Raw genomic sequence first — 15,916 nt, forward strand, 5'->3', positions numbered from 1 at the left:
CCACATTATCCCAGAGTTCCGGCGGGAAATCCATCCGCGGATCCGCGCAGGAGGGGAGGGCGTGACCACAAATCCACACATCCCAAACATCCCAAACATCCCAAACATCCCAAACATCGATGGGTTCACCAACCTTAATAGGAAGACACAAAAAACAAGCCCCTTGATCCGGTTCAAAGGGCTTGCCGTGTATCTTAGTGGCGTTATTAGCTGGCGGGCGTCTGAGCCATCTAGTGTCGGGGTTCCCGCTGGCGCCGACGCCTTATGTCCGGTCTATTTCTGCTTGCCGATCCAGCTTGCGATCGTATCGATGATTGCCGGTGTCACGTTGGAAGGCTGCGCGTATTCCGAACCGGTGGAGAGGCCGTCATATTCGGCAAGCAGATGGTTTACTTTCGGGAATGACTTATATTCCACATCGGCGCGGCCTTTTAATGCTTCCTTCCACTGTTCAAATTCATGCATCGGCACCTGCCAGTCGTTTTCGCCCTGCAGGACGAGCATCGGGCCGCTCTGCGTTTTGGCTAACTCGGACGGCTTGTAATCCTTCTTATCGTACCACCAGTAAGCCGGTGGAATCGGAAAGCTCTCCGGCAGGTGCGAGACCGAATACTGCGGGTCGTCCAGAAGTTTGGCGGCCTGGGTCCACACAGCTGCCTGCTGCTCGTATGGAGCAGGATCCTGACCCAACTGTTTTACGCGAGAAACCAATTCCGCTTGCTGCTCCACGACAACGTCGATAAATGAAGAGCTCGGGCCGGACAGCAGGATAGTGCCGGCGATGTTCCGGCCGGCATTGGCATCGGCATCCACGATGAGCGGCATCGCATAACCGCCTTGACTGTGCCCCGCCACGTAAATCCGGGCGGGATCGACGCCCGGGGTTTGGGTCAGCAGCTTCACCGCCGACAGCGCATCGTCAACCGTCTCTTCTTTGACGGTTAATTTCGGGTTGGCGGCGATTTTAAAGGTATGCTCAAACGTGACCTTGTCGTAGCGCAGGACGGCGATGCCTTTGGCGGCTAATCCCGCCGCCAGGTCGCGGAACGGCTTGGCTCCGCCGATGGAGGTGTCCCGGTCGTTCGGACCGGAGCCGTGAACGAGCACGACGGCAGGGAACGGTCCTTGGCCCACAGGCAGGGTCAGCGTTCCGGGAAGAGCCCATTCCCCTTCGCCGATTTGGACCTCCCGCTCGGTATAGGTCTCCGGATGATCATAAGCCGGAGGCCGGTATCCTCCCGCCGAGACCGGGCCGATGTTCAGATCGTCCACCTGGCGGTCTGCATTCAGGCGAAGGGTGATCTGAAGCGGTACGGCCGCCGTCTGCAGCGTATACGCCACATTATGGTGGACGGCATTGTCGCTTTCCTGCTTGCCGCCTACTGACGATACTTGGCCGTAGACGCTCTCGTAGTTCTTCCACAGGCCGCTCAGCGTTTGAGCGGGCAGAGCCTGCTGCAGGGCGGGGCTCATGACCTTGGCCGCCTCAGCTCCGTTCCCGGCCCGTAAGGCCTGAAGGAACAAATCGGCATTGTCGGCGGCTTCAGAAGGGCCTTCGGAGCTCTCTGTGCCGCCTAATGCTGTCGACAGGAAGGCGGCCGGAGCCATCGCCTGTTGGCCGGTAATCCGGACCGTTCCTCCGGCCGGCACGGTTTTGCCATTCAGTACGGCGTTGGAGCGTCCGATAGTCAGTACCAGCTTCGTACCTTCTTTTGTGACGGTCACCGAGCGCTGATTCGGGTCCCAGCTGACTTGGGCGCCCAATCGAACTGCGGTTTCGCGAATGGAGACGTAGGATGTGGCGTCCGGAGTTTCGGCAGCAGCCGCTGCAGGGACAGACAGACTGATGGCGGTCAGGGAAGCAGCAGCCACCGCGCTTAGGGTTCGTTTCTTTTTCATAAACATTCCTCCTAAAGGGGATATCCCCGAATGAAAATATGACATATCGCGTTCCGGCGTGTTAACTTGCAATTCGGGCCGCGATGATGATCACAGCTAAGATACCGACCAGGAAAATCCAGGCGCCGGGTCTGCCGAAGTTGACCGTCCAGCCGATGCCCATACGTTTTTCGACGAACAGAGCGGGGTCCTGCGGATTGAAATAAATATTGCCGAGCTTCCAATATTTATCATCATTAACGACATGCGTTGCCCCGGAACCGGAAGATGAACCGCCGATCCGCCGACCGCCCTGGCCGGTGGAAAAGGCCAGCACAATGGCCAAAACGACGATCAGAATGGGCATCATCAGGCTGACAAGCATCATAACCTCCCGGCTCAGCGGATAGATCATGTTGTACTGAACGAACGAGAACAGCAGCACCATCATGAGGCCGGCCGCGACATTGAACATGGACCATCGGCGGCGGAAGGCGGCGTTCCGGCGTACCGACTGCTGCGGATTGGCCGGGTCCAGCTGCTGTTTGCTGCGGAGGATCGACCAGTTCGTGGTCATAAAGATCCCGATCATGACCAGCTGCATCAAGTTCAGGCCGAGAACCGTCCGGTACGATTTGGCCGCCGTTCGGGTCACTTCGCCCTGCCAGTTGAACTTCATGTTCAGCGTGTCGGGGATTTTATCGTAGTAAGCCAGGGCCAGGGCGGCGCTGATCAATGCAACGGCTCCATGGATCAGAAACCATTTATTCGACCAGACCAGCTTGTTCCCGCTGCGGAATGACGTATCCACGGCCACGACGGAAGGGTTCAACGTCTCCTGGGGAAGCGTGGCTTTGTATCGTTTCATTTTCGTATAAAAAATCAGATTGATGACTGCCGAAGCGGCGATCAGCAGCACTACGAATCCTGAGATAATGGAAGGCTGCTGCTTTTCCGGCACAGTCAGCATGGCGAGGAGGCAGGCGATCAGCAGCACGCCATATGCGACTGAGCTGGTCCATACATACTGTCTGCGCATGCGGCGCAGCGGAGCGCTGTGATACATGGCTTCGCTGACCGATACGCCGAAACTGACAGTTTCCCGCGTTAAATAAGGCATGCAGATCAGGGACAGCGACAGGGGAACGAACATGGCAATCAGAAACAAAACGGATATCCAGTACATTAGGCATTCTCCTTTGGTTCTTGGGTGATTTCGTCGTAAAAGCTTTCCACGACCCGCAGCAGCTCCGCTTTATCCATGCCCCGGCAAATGGCTTCGGCGATGACGGGTCTAAGCTGAGCTTCCTGTTTGTGCGTATAGTCCGGGGTGATTCCCGGCATGCCGTCGGGGTTCACGACGACCCCTTTTTGCCGGTGAATTTGGATAAACCCTTCCTGCTTGAGCAGCGTGTAAGCCTTATTAACGGTGTGCAGGTTCACGCCGATATCCGAGGCAAGGCTGCGGACGGAGGGAAGATACTCGCCCGGGGCCAGCTGTTTGCTGGCGATCCCTTCGATGATCTGATTCATGAGCTGTGTGTAAATGGGCACGTCGGACTGCATATCCAACCGGATAATCAATGATGAGCCCTCCTTTCATCAACATGCTGCGTAGGTCGTATTTATTGTTAGAGTATAATCATCTGTTATACAACAAATATAACAGTTACACGTGTGATTGTAAATAGTTCGTCATACTAGTGCATGTGTGATTGTAAATAGTTCGTCATACTAGTGCATGTGTGATTGTAAATAGTTCGCCAACCCAGTGCCGTTTGGTTATAGATCGTTCACCAAATTAATGGACGCATGACTGAAATCAATTCGCCAAACTAATGGACATATCGTTGTAAATAGTTCGCCGAACCATCGCACGTATGACTGTCATCAGTTTCCGAAAACTATTTTGACATAGTACCTTGCAAAGCAAAGTACCTGGTGTTATTATGGTGACGAAGGGAGCGGACAAACGAAATGGAAATGTCGGAATGGACTTCACAGGTCCGCAGAGGCATCCTGGAATACTGCATTATGCAGCTTATCGCCAAGCAGCCGAGATACGGATACGAGCTTGTGACGCTGCTGGATCAATGGGAGCCGCTTGCCGTGACGGAGGGAACGCTCTATCCGCTGCTTCGGCGGCTGCTAAAGGATCAATACATCGAATCGTTCTGGAAGGAATCGGAGGCAGGTCCGCCGCGCAAATATTACAGCCTGACCCCTTCGGGGCACCAGCTTGTGGAGATGATGTCTGCGGAGTGGAACAAGATCAGCCGGAGCGTCGATCAAATTCAAATCTATGGAGGAGAGATCTTATGATCAGCCCATATGGAAGGTCTTATTTAGAGAAATTGAACAAGTACTTGGAGAAGCTTCCCGATGAAGAGCGGATGGATGCCGTTATGGAAATCGAGAGCCATATCGCAGAGGGCATCGCGAACGGGCAGCCGGAGGCGGCGATCCTGTCGCGTTTGGGCGATCCCCGCAAGCTCGCCAAGGCGTACCGGAGCCAGCACTTCATCGAGGGTCATCGGAGCGGATCTTTCCGCGATATTTTGGCTATGGCGTTGTTCTACTGCACGACAGGGCTGCTGAGCATCATGGTCATCCCGGTCCTTGCCGTGATTGCCTACGGCTTTGGCTTTTGCACCTTGTTGATTCTGGTCGCAGGCGCGATTCGTACTTTCGGCGCGACCTGGATCAGTATGGGCGTGCCTGGCATGGAGGTCCCAACGGAATACAGCATGGTGGTCGCGGCGATCGTTGGCGCCATCATTGGAGGGATCGCATACTTCAGCTGGATAGGTCTTAAAAAGTACATGGCTTTTTTGTCCACCCATTATCGAAGATCACTGCCGGGCGGCCGGGTGTCGGCATAGGTATTTGCAATTTTAATGTTAACCGGAACAGAGAAAGACCGTACGCATCATGCGCACGGTCTTTCTCATTTATACCAGCTGATCGGCGTGATTGTGATTCCGCCTGGCGCCCGACTAGCAGCGACCTTGGTGCATCAGCGGTTCTGGCTGATTTTCTCCTGCAAAATCTCTTGAAAGCTCCTATTCTTGTCCGTATCTTCCTTCACCGGCCGGTTAACGGGCTGCGGCTTAGGGTAAGACGGGTGATAGGGCATGATGCCGTGCATATGTATCATTCTGCAGGCCTCCTTATGCCAGGGATTTGGAAACAGATTTTCGTAAAGCAAGTTTAATGAAGTCTGATCCGAAGACGCAAAGTCCGTCACGGGGATTGTGTATCTTTTTTACCCCGTTGCTAGGTAAATGAAACATCAGATGACGTAGTGCCATGATTCCGGAATCGTGATTGGCGAACCGCCCCAGCTGTTGTAAAATTTAGTAAATCCAAACGAGGGGGGAAATCATGAGAACCGCTTGCGCTCTTCTGATCTTGTTCATTCTGGCATTGGGAGGCTGCAGCAGCAGCGAAAAGGAGGATGAAAAGAAGTTCACCGTGGAGGATTTGGGCATCGTCAGCAAGGCGGATGGACGAAAGGTGTATTATGGAATGAAGCAGGCGGACGCTGAGGCCGTATTGGGACAGGGCAAAGAAAGGAGAGAGGGAGAGTTTGAATATGCCTTCGGTGTCTACGCATTTTATCGGGACGGCAAGGTTGCCGCTATCCGGCTCGAGGAAGAAGCGAAGGATCATTATAAAACTGCCTTAGATGCCGAGATCGGCATGCACAAAGACCAGTTCGAAAGTATTTACGGGGATGTTCATATGCCGACCATACCGGATTCCCAATTAACGTATGTTTTTGATATGAAAAAGCAGGTGCTTCTGAAGGAGAACAAGCCCAAGAACGATAAGGAAGCCAAAAATCTGCTGATCTTCAGTGCGCTGGAGTACGACGGAATCGTGGATACGATCGTCATCATCGACAGTTATTCAACGTCCCATGGTATCAAAGAATAAGCAGTATGATAAATAAAGCCCCGCAGGCCATGTCCATGGCACTGTGGGGCTTTTACTTTTTAACGATAATTATTGGTTGGCGATCATTTGACGCAGCACGGTTTGCAGAATGCCGCCGTTGTGGTAGTAATCCACGTCGACCATGCTGTCCAGACGGGCCGTTACCGGGAATTCGAACTTGGTGCCGTCTTCGCGTGTAGCGGTGACGGTCAGGCTCTCGCCCGGCTTGATGTCGTTGCTGAGTCCGACAATGTCGAACGTTTCGCGGCCGGTGAGGCCCAGGCTGCTCCAGCCATGGCCTTCCTGGAACTGCAACGGAAGCACGCCCATGCCGACGAGATTGCTGCGGTGAATCCGCTCGAAGCTTTCGGCGATAACGGCTTTGACGCCGAGCAGGAACGTACCTTTGGCCGCCCAGTCGCGGGAGCTTCCCGTACCGTATTCTTTACCGGCAATAACGACCAGGTTCTGTCCGTTGTCCTGATACTTCATGGAAGCATCATAGATGGACACGACTTCGTCCGTAGGCAGGTAAGTCGTAACGCCGCCTTCGGTGCCCGGCGCCACTTGGTTGCGGATGCGGATGTTCGCAAACGTACCGCGCATCATGACCTCGTGGTTACCGCGGCGGGAACCGTAAGAGTTGAAGTCCTTGCGTTCAACGCCGTGCTCCTTCAGGTACAGACCTGCAGGGCTGGTCGGCGAAATGTTGCCGGCAGGGGAGATGTGGTCCGTCGTGACGGAGTCACCCAGCAGGGCAAGCACGCGTGCGGACTTGATATCTTCGATGTCGGCCAAGCCGTTTGCGAGATTCTCGAAGAACGGAGGGTTTTGAATGTACGTGGACTTGTCGTCCCACTCGTACAGCTCGCCTTCCGGAACCGGAATCGCATTCCAGCGCTCGTTGGCGGTAAACACGTTCTCGTATTTGCGGCGGAACGCTTCAGGGCTGACGGACAAGCCGATCGCTTCTCTGATTTCCGCGGAAGTCGGCCAGATATCTTTCAGATAAACCGGCTGGTTGTTCGGATCGTAACCGATCGGATCGTTCTGCAGGTCAATGTTGACCGTACCTGCCAGCGCGTAAGCGACAACGAGCGGTGGCGAAGCCAGGTAGTTGGCTTTAACCTGCGCGTGTACGCGTCCTTCGAAGTTACGGTTACCGGACAGCACGGCAGCGACGGTCATGTCGTTGTCGGTGATCGCCTGGCTTACTTCGTCCGGAAGCGGACCGGAGTTACCGATACATGTTGCGCAGCCGTAGCCCGCTACGTAGAAGCCAAGGGCTTCCAGCGGCTCAAGCAGCCCGGCTTTTTCCAGGTAATCCGTAACGACGAGGGAGCCCGGCGTCAAGCTGCTCTTCACGTATCCCGGTTTCTTCAGGCCGCGTTCCACGGCTTTCTTCGCCAGGAGACCTGCGCCCAGCATAACGCTTGGGTTTGACGTATTCGTACAGCTGGTGATCGCCGCGATAACGACTGCGCCGGTTCCCATTTCGCTGACGGATCCGTCTTTATGCTTCACGGACACTTTTTCTTCAATCTTGGCATCGCTGAGGCCGTATCCGCCTTTTTCGATCGGCGTACGGACGATGTCGTTGAAGGCGTCCTTCATATGAGTCAGCTCGATGCGGTCCTGCGGGCGTTTCGGTCCGGCAAGGCTCGGTACGACCGAGGCCAGGTCGAGTTCGATGATGTCCGTAAATTCCGGATCTTCGGTTTCCGCGGTGCGGAACATGTTCTGTGCTTTGTAGTAGGCTTCTACCAGAGCAACCTGCTCATCGGTACGTCCGGTGTTGCGCAGGTAAGCCAGCGTCTCGTCATCGACAGGGAAGAAGCCGATGGTTGCGCCGTATTCCGGTGCCATATTGGCTACCGTTGCGCGGTCCGCGAGGCTGATGTTGGCCAGACCCGGTCCGAAGAACTCGACGAATTTGCCGACAACGCCTTTTTTGCGGAGCATTTGGGTAACGGTCAGCGCAAGGTCGGTCGCCGTAGCGCCTTCCGTCAGGCTGCCTGTCAGTTTAAAGCCGATAACGTCAGGCGTTACGAAGTAAAGCGGCTGTCCGAGCATGCCCGCTTCGGCTTCGATCCCGCCGACACCCCAGCCGACAACGCCGAGGCCGTTGATCATCGTAGTATGGGAGTCCGTACCAACGAGGGAGTCCGGATATACGACCGTTTCTCCGTCGATTGTCTTGGTCGCCGCCACGGATGCGAGATATTCCAGGTTGACCTGGTGAACGATCCCGGTTCCCGGAGGAACGGCGCGGAAATTGTTAAATGCCGTTTGGGCCCAGCGCAGGAAGCGGTAGCGTTCCTCGTTGCGCTCAAACTCCACTTGCATGTTGTAGTTGAGGGCGTCGCTGGTACCGAACGCATCAACCATAACGGAGTGGTCGATAACGAGATCGACCGGAACGAGCGGGTTGATCTTCTTCGGATCCCCGCCGGCTTTCTTCACGGTGTCGCGCATAGCGGCAAGGTCGACGACGACCGGTACGCCGGTGAAGTCCTGCAATACGATACGGGCAGGAATGAACGGGATTTCCTTGTTATCGTCACGTCCTTCATTCCATTTAGCCAGCTGCGATACATGCTCCTGGGTAATGGCACGTCCGTCGAATTGGCGGACAGCGGCTTCCAGAAGCACCTTGATGGAGAACGGAAGCTTGGAAATGCTGCCGAGTCCCTGCTCCTCAAGAGCCTGCAGGCTGTAGTAACGGTAGGTTTTGCCTCCGACTTCCAGACTGCGGGCCGTGGAGAATTGATCCTTTGCTGTCATTACATGTACCTCCTTGATCGTAATTCGGTTCCTCTGCTTACTGTGGTTCATCAAATCAGTCATCATTCAGGTGGCTTGGGTGAGAGCGATAAGGGCGATCACTTTGCCGTTCCTTGTTTCACTAGATGAAACATAATTTCAAAATAGTGAGGTTCGCTTTTAGTATACCGTTTACAAGCCGGGGAGTAAAGTACTTTTTGTGTCTATTTATATGAAGAGACCGAGGCGGCAAAAGAACGGGAAAAAGTTCCCCCGATCTGCGCCGGGACTGGTTCCGCGCACTGGCGGGACGGAGTGCGAAGCTTGTCCGCTTCCCGCCTTCCGGCGGACCTCCGCCGAGCGAAAATGGACCAGGGTTCATAGGTGCACCCTTTTTTTCATATAGTGGAATATACGCAGCCGAAACAACATATTTCGGGTTAACGAAACGGGTGAAAGGGGAATGCATGGGAATGGAGAAGGAATGGAAGCAGACGCTGTACGCCTATGTAAATCAATACAACCAGCATCAGATCGATTACCGGTCACAACATACAGATCAGGTCGTGACGGATCCGGCTTATTTATTGGCAAGAAGTGAGCGCGCTTCCCGGCTGTCACAATGGTATGCCGCAAGGGGGGCAAGGCCGCTTCGCAGCGAGACGAGGGCCAAGCTGCTGCGGACGATCCGCGATACCCCGGAGGAGGCGGTCATCGACGTGCAGCTGTATGTGCAGCTGTTCTATGAAAAGGGCGGCGTCAATCATGTGGAGGAAATGATCCAGCGGGAGAGGCTGACCCTGATCCGGGACGGGGATGCCTGGGTGATCGTGTCGGTGGAGCAGCTGACGCCGGAGAAGCATCCGGCCGCCGGCATCCCTGCCGTGCACACCGGGCAGCCGGCCTACGCCTATTCCAGCGGCGGGTCGAAGCCTTACCTGAACGCCGAGGTGCTTCAGGGCGGACCCGGCCGCAAAACATCACGCTACAACCGCGCGGCAGCGGCGGCTTATGCCGACGAGTGGTGGGAAACCAGCAATCCGGAGTTTGCCGTATTCGAGGTGGACTGCACCAATTACATCTCGCAATGCCTCTTTGCAGGGGGCGCTCCGATCCACTATACTGGTAAAAGAGAATCGGGCTGGTGGTACAAAGGATATGTCGGGAGCAAAGAGTGGTGGAGCTACAGCTGGGCAGTTTCGAACGCGCTGCAATCCTTTTTGTCGTCAAGCAGCTGGGGGCTCCGCGGTGAGCTGGTGGAGCGGCCCGAGCAGCTGATGCTGGGCGACGTCATTTTTTATGACTGGGACGGCGACGGCTCCTTTCAGCACAGCACGATCGTCACGGCGTTTGATGCCGGCGGAAGCCCGCTGGTCAACGCCCATACGGTCAGCAGCAAGCACCGTTTCTGGGACTACAAGGACTCCTACGCCTGGTCGGAGAACACCGTATACCGTTTTTTACATATCCCGGACTACTTCTAAGCCATTATAATGGTATATGAACAGCGGCAGGAGGACACCTGCAATCATGAGGAAAAAGAGAGGTTTGGCATGGGGAACAACAAAACAACCGTAGGCCTTGTGTACGGCGGTAAATCAGGAGAACACGAGGTATCGCTGCAGACGGCCTTTGCGGTGATGAACGCCTTTGATTACGATAAATACGAACTTATTCCATTCTATATTACGAAGCAGGGCGAGTGGAGAAAAGGAACGACGCTGCAGGCCCCCCTCGGCAAGCTGGACCAGCTGAAGTTGGAACAGAGCCAGGAAGGTACAGAAGCGGCGCTGGGAGCGATTTTCAGCAGGCTGTACGGCGGTGAAGCCGGCATCGACCTGATGTTCCCGCTTCTTCACGGAACCTTTGGGGAAGACGGAACCATCCAGGGTCTGTTCGAAATGGCGAACATTCCTTACGTAGGCGCCGGAGTCCTGGCTTCCGCAGCCGGAATGGATAAGGCCGTAATGAAAAAGCTGTTTGCGCAGGCGGGCCTGCCTCAATGCGGCTACCGCTTTTTCACGAAATCGCAGTGGGAGCGCAGCAGCTTCAATCTGATCATGGGCGTCGAAGACGACCTTGGATACCCATGCTTTGTCAAACCGGCGAATTTGGGATCGAGCGTTGGCATCTCCAAGGCGAGAAACCGCGAGGAGCTGGAGCAGGCGATTGAGCTCGCTTTCCGCTATGACCTCAAAGTCATCGTCGAAGAGTTTGTGGACGCGCGCGAAGTGGAGGTGGCTGTGCTCGGCAATGACGAGCCGATGGCATCTGTGCCGGGAGAAATTATTTCCTCCAGCGATTATTACGACTACGCGGCGAAGTATACGGATGGGCAATCTGAAATGGTCATTCCGGCTTCGCTGGATGCGGAGACGGCGGACCGGCTGCGGGAGCTCGCCCTGATTGCTTTTCAGGCGATCGAAGGCAGCGGCATTACCCGGGCCGATTTCTTCATCCGCAAATCGGACGGCGCCATCTTCATCAATGAGGTCAACACGATGCCGGGCTTCACTCCATACAGCATGTATCCGCTGCTCTGGCGTGAAACGGGCCTCGGCTATCAGGCGCTGCTGGACCGGATGATCGAGCTGGCGCTGGAGCGCTACAACAGCAAGCAGTCGCTGGTTTTTGCCAACGACATTTAACTTGGCGCTGCGAGATTGCTTGAGTGAAGGTCCGCCAGAATGAACGGTTAGACGTACAGCAACACCATATAAGGTATCCGGCCGGCTCTGCAGTATAGGCCGGGTACCTTTTCCATTTTAATCAGGAGAAGGAGATGAAATGATGGGTTTCCAGACCGAATTCAATTCCGTGTGCAAGTTCAAAAGCGACCAGGAGCTGTACGAGCTGCTCGAATACGGACGCGGCAAAATGGTCAAGCAGGGCTTCCGCGTCTTCCCGACAGGCCAGAAAGTGATTGCCTATACCCCGAACAACGTGGCGGTGGCAATCGTTAAGATCGTCGGCTGCATCGCCGAGATCAATTTTCAGGGGCAGGAGGTTACGGAGGTCGAAATGGAGCTCATCCGCAAGCTGACCGACGAGGAGTCGCGGATTCAGACCGATTTGGCTTACGAAATGTTTTTTGGGGAACATACTTCTTAAGGATGATTTTATAACCAAGAGGAGTAGAAGCCAATGATGAGGGTCCGTTTCGGATACGTGGCGATGTCAACCGTAATAAAAGATGCGTCTCCCTCCAAAACGATGACGATGGCCAGTTTCACCAAACTGAACGACCGGGAGGCGGCCATTCGCAAACTGGAGCGGATTGCGGCCGAAAATTTGCATAACACGCTGCGGCTGCTGAAGCATAACAACGGCAGCGGCATTCATGTGTACCGGTTTTCTTCCAAACTGATTCCGCTGGCGACCCATTCGGACCTAAGCGATTGGAGCCCCTATGATGCCCTTCGCGAGCCGTTTGGCGAGGTGGGCAATTACGTCAAGCAGCATGACATGCGGGTGTCTTTTCACCCGGATCATTTCACGGTGCTCAGCACGCCCCGGGCCGAGGTGCTGAAGAGCTCCATTCGTGACCTCCGCCACCATGTTACGATGCTGAAGGTGATGGGGCTGAACGCGACAGCGAAGAACAACATACATATCGGCGGAGCTTATGGTGACAAAACCGCTGCGGCGCAGCGGTTTGAGGAGCATTTTGCCGCGCTGGACGAAGACATCAAGCAGCGGCTGACGCTGGAAAACGACGACAAGACGTTTACGGCCGCCGAGACGCTTGAGGTCTGTCAGCATGTCGGACTGCCGATGGTGCTGGATATTCACCACCAATGGGTCAATAATGATGGGGAGAAGCCCTGGGAGCTGTGGCCGGACATCCTGCAGACCTGGTCGACGCCGCTGGCGCAGGCCGATGCGGCGAAGGACAAGCCGCTTCCGCCGAAAATTCACGTGTCCAGCCCCAAGAGCGAGTCGGACCCGCGCGGCCATGCCGATCACGTCGAGATGGAGCCGCTCTTGACCTTTTTACGGAAGATTGCGGGAGATACACCTGCCGTGGATGTCATGATTGAAGCCAAAGCCAAGGACGGGGCGCTGTTCAAGCTGATGGAGGATTTGCAGGCATATCAGGGTGACGGAGTGCGTATTCTGGATGGTGCGAGTATTGAGATTACACCCTAGATAAGGTTGATTTCTTTACGGGCATCACCTTTGGGGCCAATGTGGAAATCGGTTTCCCGGTCCGAATCGGGCGAAACTTTGCCGGAGTCTATACGTATAGTTTTAGGAGATAGAATCAGCGGTGTGACGTTATAAGCTGATCCACACGGGGACGGGAGCTGTGTTCATGAGTGTCTTGGCTCCGCCCGCGGACGGGGCCGTCCCAAAGTACAGATCTAATCAGAAAGTAGAGTGAATGCTTTGAACCAAGAGGGTAAGGTACCATATGTCGTAACCAGCAAGAGCTTTACGGCTGTAGCGATTAACGCCGCCTCGAAAGCAGGCGAATGGATTAAGAGTAAACTGGGCACGGTAAAACAGTTGGATACCAAGTCCGGAGCGCCGGATTTGGTCACTGAAGTGGACAAGGGCGCCGAGCAAATGATCCGCAAGCTGATTTTCACTCATTTTCCGGATCATGCGCTTCTTGGCGAGGAAGGGGTCGAGCCCGGGCCGGAGGCTTCCAAGAAAGCGCTTGAGCAGGCGCTGGATGAAGAATACTTGTGGATTGTGGATCCGGTGGACGGAACGACGAACTATGTTCACGGGTATCCGTTCTTTTCCGTATCCATTGCCTTGGCGCATAAAGGAGAAGTGATCGTCGGCGTCATTTACGATCCTTCACGGGATGAAATGTTCGTGGCCGAAAAGGGCAAGGGCGCCTATGTGCATGGCAAGCGCATGTCCGTTTCCCAGCAGGGAACGCTGAATGAGAGCCTTCTCGCAACAGGCTTTCCGGTGGGAAGAGATACGACGCTTCCGCAAAATATGGCCGGACTTAATTTCCTTGCGCCGCGGGTGCGCAACATCCGCTCCGGGGGCTCCGCAGCCCTGCATCTGGCTTATGTTGCCAGCGGGCGGCTTACCGGCTACTGGGAAGTCGGCTTGAACGCCTGGGACCTGGCAGCGGGATCGCTGATGATCACCGAGTCCGGCGGAAGCATCACGGATACGCTCGGCAATCCTTATCATCTGGGCGTTCGCCATGTGGTCGCCACGAACGGGCTGATTCAGCAGGAGCTGGTCGGCGCATTGAAGGAAGCGAAGGGGACCGGCGAATAGTCGGAGATTCAGAGGCTGAGCCTGACCGTCATGCTGTTTCATTAGGCTTGAATCGGGGTAACAAACAATGGACGTAATCGATCTTATTCACGCGGTGGCAGGCCACCGGTACAGCGCAAAGGAGTGTCAACCCATGAGTGAGAAGGACAATTTGGAGCGGCAGCTCAGTGACATGCTGACCGAAGGCGAGCTGCAGCAGCAGCAAGACCGTGAAGAGAAGGAGCGCGAGCTCATTTCTCCGAGATATGAAATCCGGATCCAGACGAAGATGGACCCGATCGTGGAAGAGACGAAGATTTACCGGGGCATGGCGAAGGAGCTTGATGACCGGTATGATAAATATATGAAGAGAGCCGAAGGGGACGGAGCTTCCGAAAGCAAATCCCTGGAGGACGAGAAGTCGTAGAGAACATGATCGCTTGATCATCCCAAATTAGACCTGTGTGGCAGCTGCCGGTTCCGGCAGAGAAGGCCGTACAGGTCTTTTGTCGTTTGTTAAGGACTCCGAAATTTACCTCCAAGCTGAGATTCCTCTCCAACATCCTTTCCCATCACTTTGTACAGCGCATCCCCACCGTAATAATTTCAACCCTAAATCGCAATATTGCCTCCTCAAAATTTGGAAAGCGATCCGGTAGACTGATCCTTGTAAATCAACCTATTTTCGAGAGGGGCATTAAACAAATGAGAAAAGGCAAGAAATGGCCGGTCATGCTGCTTGCGCTCATCCTGATGGTATCCTTGTCTGCCTGCGGCGGGGGCAGTAAAAGCGGCAGCGGTACCTCGGAAGGAACGGCGGAGCCGGCGGCCACGACGGACGATTCCTCAAAGACGAGCTCGGACGAGAAGATCGAGCTGTCCTTCTGGTCGCTCGGCACGACCAACTATGAGGAGCTCGGCAAAGAATACACCAAAGAGCATCCCAACATTACGATCAAATTCCAGAACACCTCCGACCAGACCGCGCACCATAACAACCTGACGACGGCTTTGTCCGCCGGATCCGGAGCTCCGGACATCTTCATGCTGGAGATCGGCTTCATGGAGCGGTTCATTACGGCGGAGGACAAATTTTACAACCTGAATGATTTAGGGGCTAAAGATATCGCCGCCAACTACCTGGACTGGAAATGGAAGCAGGGCTCGTCCAAGGACGGAAGCTTCCAGATCGGGCTTCCGACCGACATCGGCCCGACCGTCGTGTATTACCGCACCGATTTGATGGAGAAGGCGGGGCTGCCGACCGATCCGGAAGAATTCGGCAAGGCGATTGATACGTGGGATAAATTCGCTGCCGTGGCAAAGCAGTTCAAAGAGAAAACCGGCAAGCCGTTTGCGGATTTGACGGATCTGGTCTACAACGGCGTTCGTGACCAATCCGACGGCGAGATTTATTTCAGCAAGGCGGACGGCTCCTTCATCGGCGACAAAAACCCGATGGTGAAGAAAGCCTATGACTTTACGGTCAAAGGCATTCAGGAAGGCTGGATCGGCAATACGCTGCTGTGGTCTCCGGAATGGGGTCAGGCGACCAACGACGGCGGATTCGGCGTCATGCTTGGACCGGCTTGGATGGCAGGCAACATCAAGACCAACGGTCCGGACTCCTCCGGCAAATGGAGAATTACGCAGCTGCCTGAAGGCGCGGGCAACTGGGGCGGTTCCTTCCTGACGCTGCCGAAGCAGGGCAAGCATTCGAAGGAAGCTTACGAATTCATCGCCTGGCTTGACAGCAAGGAGAATCAGCTGGAATCGTTCAAATCCAAAGGCTTGATGCCTTCGATTCCTGCTTTGTATACGGATGCGGCCTTCACCGGCTTCAAGGACGACTTCTTCGGCGGACAGGCGACGGCCGTGGAATACGGTAAAGCCGCACAGCGCGTAAAACCGGTCTACTATGGTCCGCTGCATGATCAGACGGATACGTTCTTCAAGGATGCGCTGAAGAACGTCCTTGAGAAAAAAGCCGACCCGGCCAAAGAATGGGACGCTGCTGTCGAGAAAGCCAAAACACTGGCGGAACGCAGCTAACCATTTTCGAAAATTCAAATGTTAAAGCATTGATTCTGCATCCAAATTCGTCAGG

General features: G+C 55.0%; 15 protein-coding genes. 10 read left to right on the forward strand and 5 right to left on the reverse strand.

The annotated features are described in order from the left end of the window. Positions 1-273: 273 nt before the first annotated feature. The 3 genes from C7820_RS31025 to C7820_RS31035 all read right to left on the reverse strand — a co-directional run bounded on the left by C7820_RS31025 (position 274) and on the right by C7820_RS31035 (position 3,462). Entirely contained in the window at positions 274-1,899 is a 1,626-nt protein-coding gene (locus C7820_RS31025) for an alpha/beta hydrolase family protein (RefSeq protein WP_116234322.1), read from the reverse strand. A 61-nt stretch (positions 1,900-1,960) separates the two neighbouring features. Next, positions 1,961-3,064 carry a DUF1648 domain-containing protein gene (locus C7820_RS31030; protein ID WP_116234323.1) on the reverse strand — a complete coding sequence of 368 codons (1,104 nt, stop codon included), beginning with the start codon at positions 3,062-3,064 and terminating at the stop codon, positions 1,961-1,963. Continuing rightward, positions 3,064-3,462, reverse strand: coding sequence for a GntR family transcriptional regulator (locus tag C7820_RS31035; protein ID WP_116234324.1), 399 nt, complete (start codon positions 3,460-3,462; stop codon positions 3,064-3,066). Before C7820_RS31035 ends, C7820_RS31030 begins: the two co-directional genes overlap by 1 nt. Positions 3,463-3,855: 393 nt before the next feature. Here C7820_RS31035 and C7820_RS31040 point away from each other — a divergent pair, with 393 nt between their 5' ends. Together C7820_RS31040 and C7820_RS31045 are read left to right on the forward strand one after the other, a co-directional pair. Further along, positions 3,856-4,200 carry a PadR family transcriptional regulator gene (locus C7820_RS31040; protein WP_116234325.1) on the forward strand — a complete coding sequence of 115 codons (345 nt, stop codon included), beginning with the start codon at positions 3,856-3,858 and terminating at the stop codon, positions 4,198-4,200. Further along, positions 4,197-4,760: a DUF1700 domain-containing protein gene (locus C7820_RS31045; protein WP_116234326.1), complete on the forward strand. Its 564-nt coding sequence runs from the start codon at positions 4,197-4,199 to the stop codon at positions 4,758-4,760. The genes C7820_RS31040 and C7820_RS31045 overlap by 4 nt, the downstream gene beginning before the upstream one ends. Before the next feature lie 134 nt (positions 4,761-4,894). Here the strand turns inward: C7820_RS31045 and C7820_RS33635 are convergent, their stop codons facing one another. Then, the gene (locus tag C7820_RS33635) at positions 4,895-5,035 is read right to left on the reverse strand and encodes a hypothetical protein (RefSeq protein ID WP_167527130.1); all 141 of its coding nucleotides are present in this window, start codon (positions 5,033-5,035) and stop codon (positions 4,895-4,897) included. 227 nt (positions 5,036-5,262) lie between these two features. Between C7820_RS33635 and C7820_RS31050 the strand changes: the two genes are divergently transcribed. Then, the gene (locus C7820_RS31050; protein ID WP_116234327.1) at positions 5,263-5,817 is read left to right on the forward strand and encodes a hypothetical protein; all 555 of its coding nucleotides are present in this window, start codon (positions 5,263-5,265) and stop codon (positions 5,815-5,817) included. A 69-nt stretch (positions 5,818-5,886) separates the two neighbouring features. Here the strand turns inward: C7820_RS31050 and acnA are convergent, their stop codons facing one another. Further along, complete coding sequence (gene acnA, locus C7820_RS31055) at positions 5,887-8,601, reverse strand: aconitate hydratase AcnA (RefSeq protein WP_116234328.1); 2,715 nt, start codon at positions 8,599-8,601, stop codon at positions 5,887-5,889. A gap of 452 nt (positions 8,602-9,053) precedes the next feature. Between acnA and C7820_RS31060 the strand changes: the two genes are divergently transcribed. From C7820_RS31060 to C7820_RS31090, 7 genes are all read left to right on the forward strand, one after another. Then, positions 9,054-10,064, forward strand: coding sequence for an amidase domain-containing protein (locus C7820_RS31060; RefSeq protein WP_397334241.1), 1,011 nt, complete (start codon positions 9,054-9,056; stop codon positions 10,062-10,064). Between the two features lie 69 nt (positions 10,065-10,133). Further along, the gene (locus tag C7820_RS31065; RefSeq protein ID WP_116234330.1) at positions 10,134-11,228 is read left to right on the forward strand and encodes a D-alanine--D-alanine ligase; all 1,095 of its coding nucleotides are present in this window, start codon (positions 10,134-10,136) and stop codon (positions 11,226-11,228) included. Positions 11,229-11,370: 142 nt separating this feature from the next. Beyond that, positions 11,371-11,691: a hypothetical protein gene (locus C7820_RS31070; protein WP_076175803.1), complete on the forward strand. Its 321-nt coding sequence runs from the start codon at positions 11,371-11,373 to the stop codon at positions 11,689-11,691. A 36-nt stretch (positions 11,692-11,727) separates the two neighbouring features. Beyond that, positions 11,728-12,729 carry a UV DNA damage repair endonuclease UvsE gene (gene uvsE / locus C7820_RS31075; protein ID WP_116234360.1) on the forward strand — a complete coding sequence of 334 codons (1,002 nt, stop codon included), beginning with the start codon at positions 11,728-11,730 and terminating at the stop codon, positions 12,727-12,729. A gap of 240 nt (positions 12,730-12,969) precedes the next feature. Then, on the forward strand, positions 12,970-13,830 hold the full coding sequence (locus C7820_RS31080; RefSeq protein ID WP_116234331.1) for an inositol monophosphatase family protein: 861 nt from the start codon (positions 12,970-12,972) through the stop codon (positions 13,828-13,830). A gap of 133 nt (positions 13,831-13,963) precedes the next feature. Continuing rightward, positions 13,964-14,236: a hypothetical protein gene (locus tag C7820_RS31085; protein WP_076175798.1), complete on the forward strand. Its 273-nt coding sequence runs from the start codon at positions 13,964-13,966 to the stop codon at positions 14,234-14,236. 278 nt (positions 14,237-14,514) lie between these two features. Then, entirely contained in the window at positions 14,515-15,861 is a 1,347-nt protein-coding gene (locus C7820_RS31090) for an ABC transporter substrate-binding protein (RefSeq protein WP_076175796.1), read from the forward strand. The last annotated feature ends 55 nt before the right edge of the window (positions 15,862-15,916 follow it).

Origin of the sequence: Paenibacillus sp. VMFN-D1, from assembly GCF_003386155.1 — a bacterium.
In the GTDB taxonomy this organism is placed as follows: domain Bacteria; phylum Bacillota; class Bacilli; order Paenibacillales; family Paenibacillaceae; genus Paenibacillus_AQ; species Paenibacillus_AQ favisporus.

Excerpts from the sequence above, each read along its gene's own strand:
- C7820_RS31065 (WP_116234330.1), top strand. The coding sequence starts at position 10,134 with ATGGGGAACAACAAAACAACCGTAGGCCTTGTGTACGGCGGTAAATCA.
- C7820_RS31085 (WP_076175798.1), top strand. The coding sequence starts at position 13,964 with ATGAGTGAGAAGGACAATTTGGAGCGGCAGCTCAGTGACATGCTGACC.
- C7820_RS31060 (WP_397334241.1), top strand. The coding sequence starts at position 9,054 with ATGGAGAAGGAATGGAAGCAGACGCTGTACGCCTATGTAAATCAATAC.
- C7820_RS31025 (WP_116234322.1), bottom strand. The coding sequence starts at position 1,899 with ATGAAAAAGAAACGAACCCTAAGCGCGGTGGCTGCTGCTTCCCTGACC.
- C7820_RS31045 (WP_116234326.1), top strand. The coding sequence starts at position 4,197 with ATGATCAGCCCATATGGAAGGTCTTATTTAGAGAAATTGAACAAGTAC.
- uvsE (WP_116234360.1), top strand. The coding sequence starts at position 11,728 with ATGAGGGTCCGTTTCGGATACGTGGCGATGTCAACCGTAATAAAAGAT.
- C7820_RS31090 (WP_076175796.1), top strand. The coding sequence starts at position 14,515 with ATGAGAAAAGGCAAGAAATGGCCGGTCATGCTGCTTGCGCTCATCCTG.
- C7820_RS31030 (WP_116234323.1), bottom strand. The coding sequence starts at position 3,064 with ATGTACTGGATATCCGTTTTGTTTCTGATTGCCATGTTCGTTCCCCTG.
- acnA (WP_116234328.1), bottom strand. The coding sequence starts at position 8,601 with ATGACAGCAAAGGATCAATTCTCCACGGCCCGCAGTCTGGAAGTCGGA.
- C7820_RS31050 (WP_116234327.1), top strand. The coding sequence starts at position 5,263 with ATGAGAACCGCTTGCGCTCTTCTGATCTTGTTCATTCTGGCATTGGGA.
- C7820_RS31070 (WP_076175803.1), top strand. The coding sequence starts at position 11,371 with ATGGGTTTCCAGACCGAATTCAATTCCGTGTGCAAGTTCAAAAGCGAC.
- C7820_RS31040 (WP_116234325.1), top strand. The coding sequence starts at position 3,856 with ATGGAAATGTCGGAATGGACTTCACAGGTCCGCAGAGGCATCCTGGAA.
- C7820_RS33635 (WP_167527130.1), bottom strand. The coding sequence starts at position 5,035 with ATGATACATATGCACGGCATCATGCCCTATCACCCGTCTTACCCTAAG.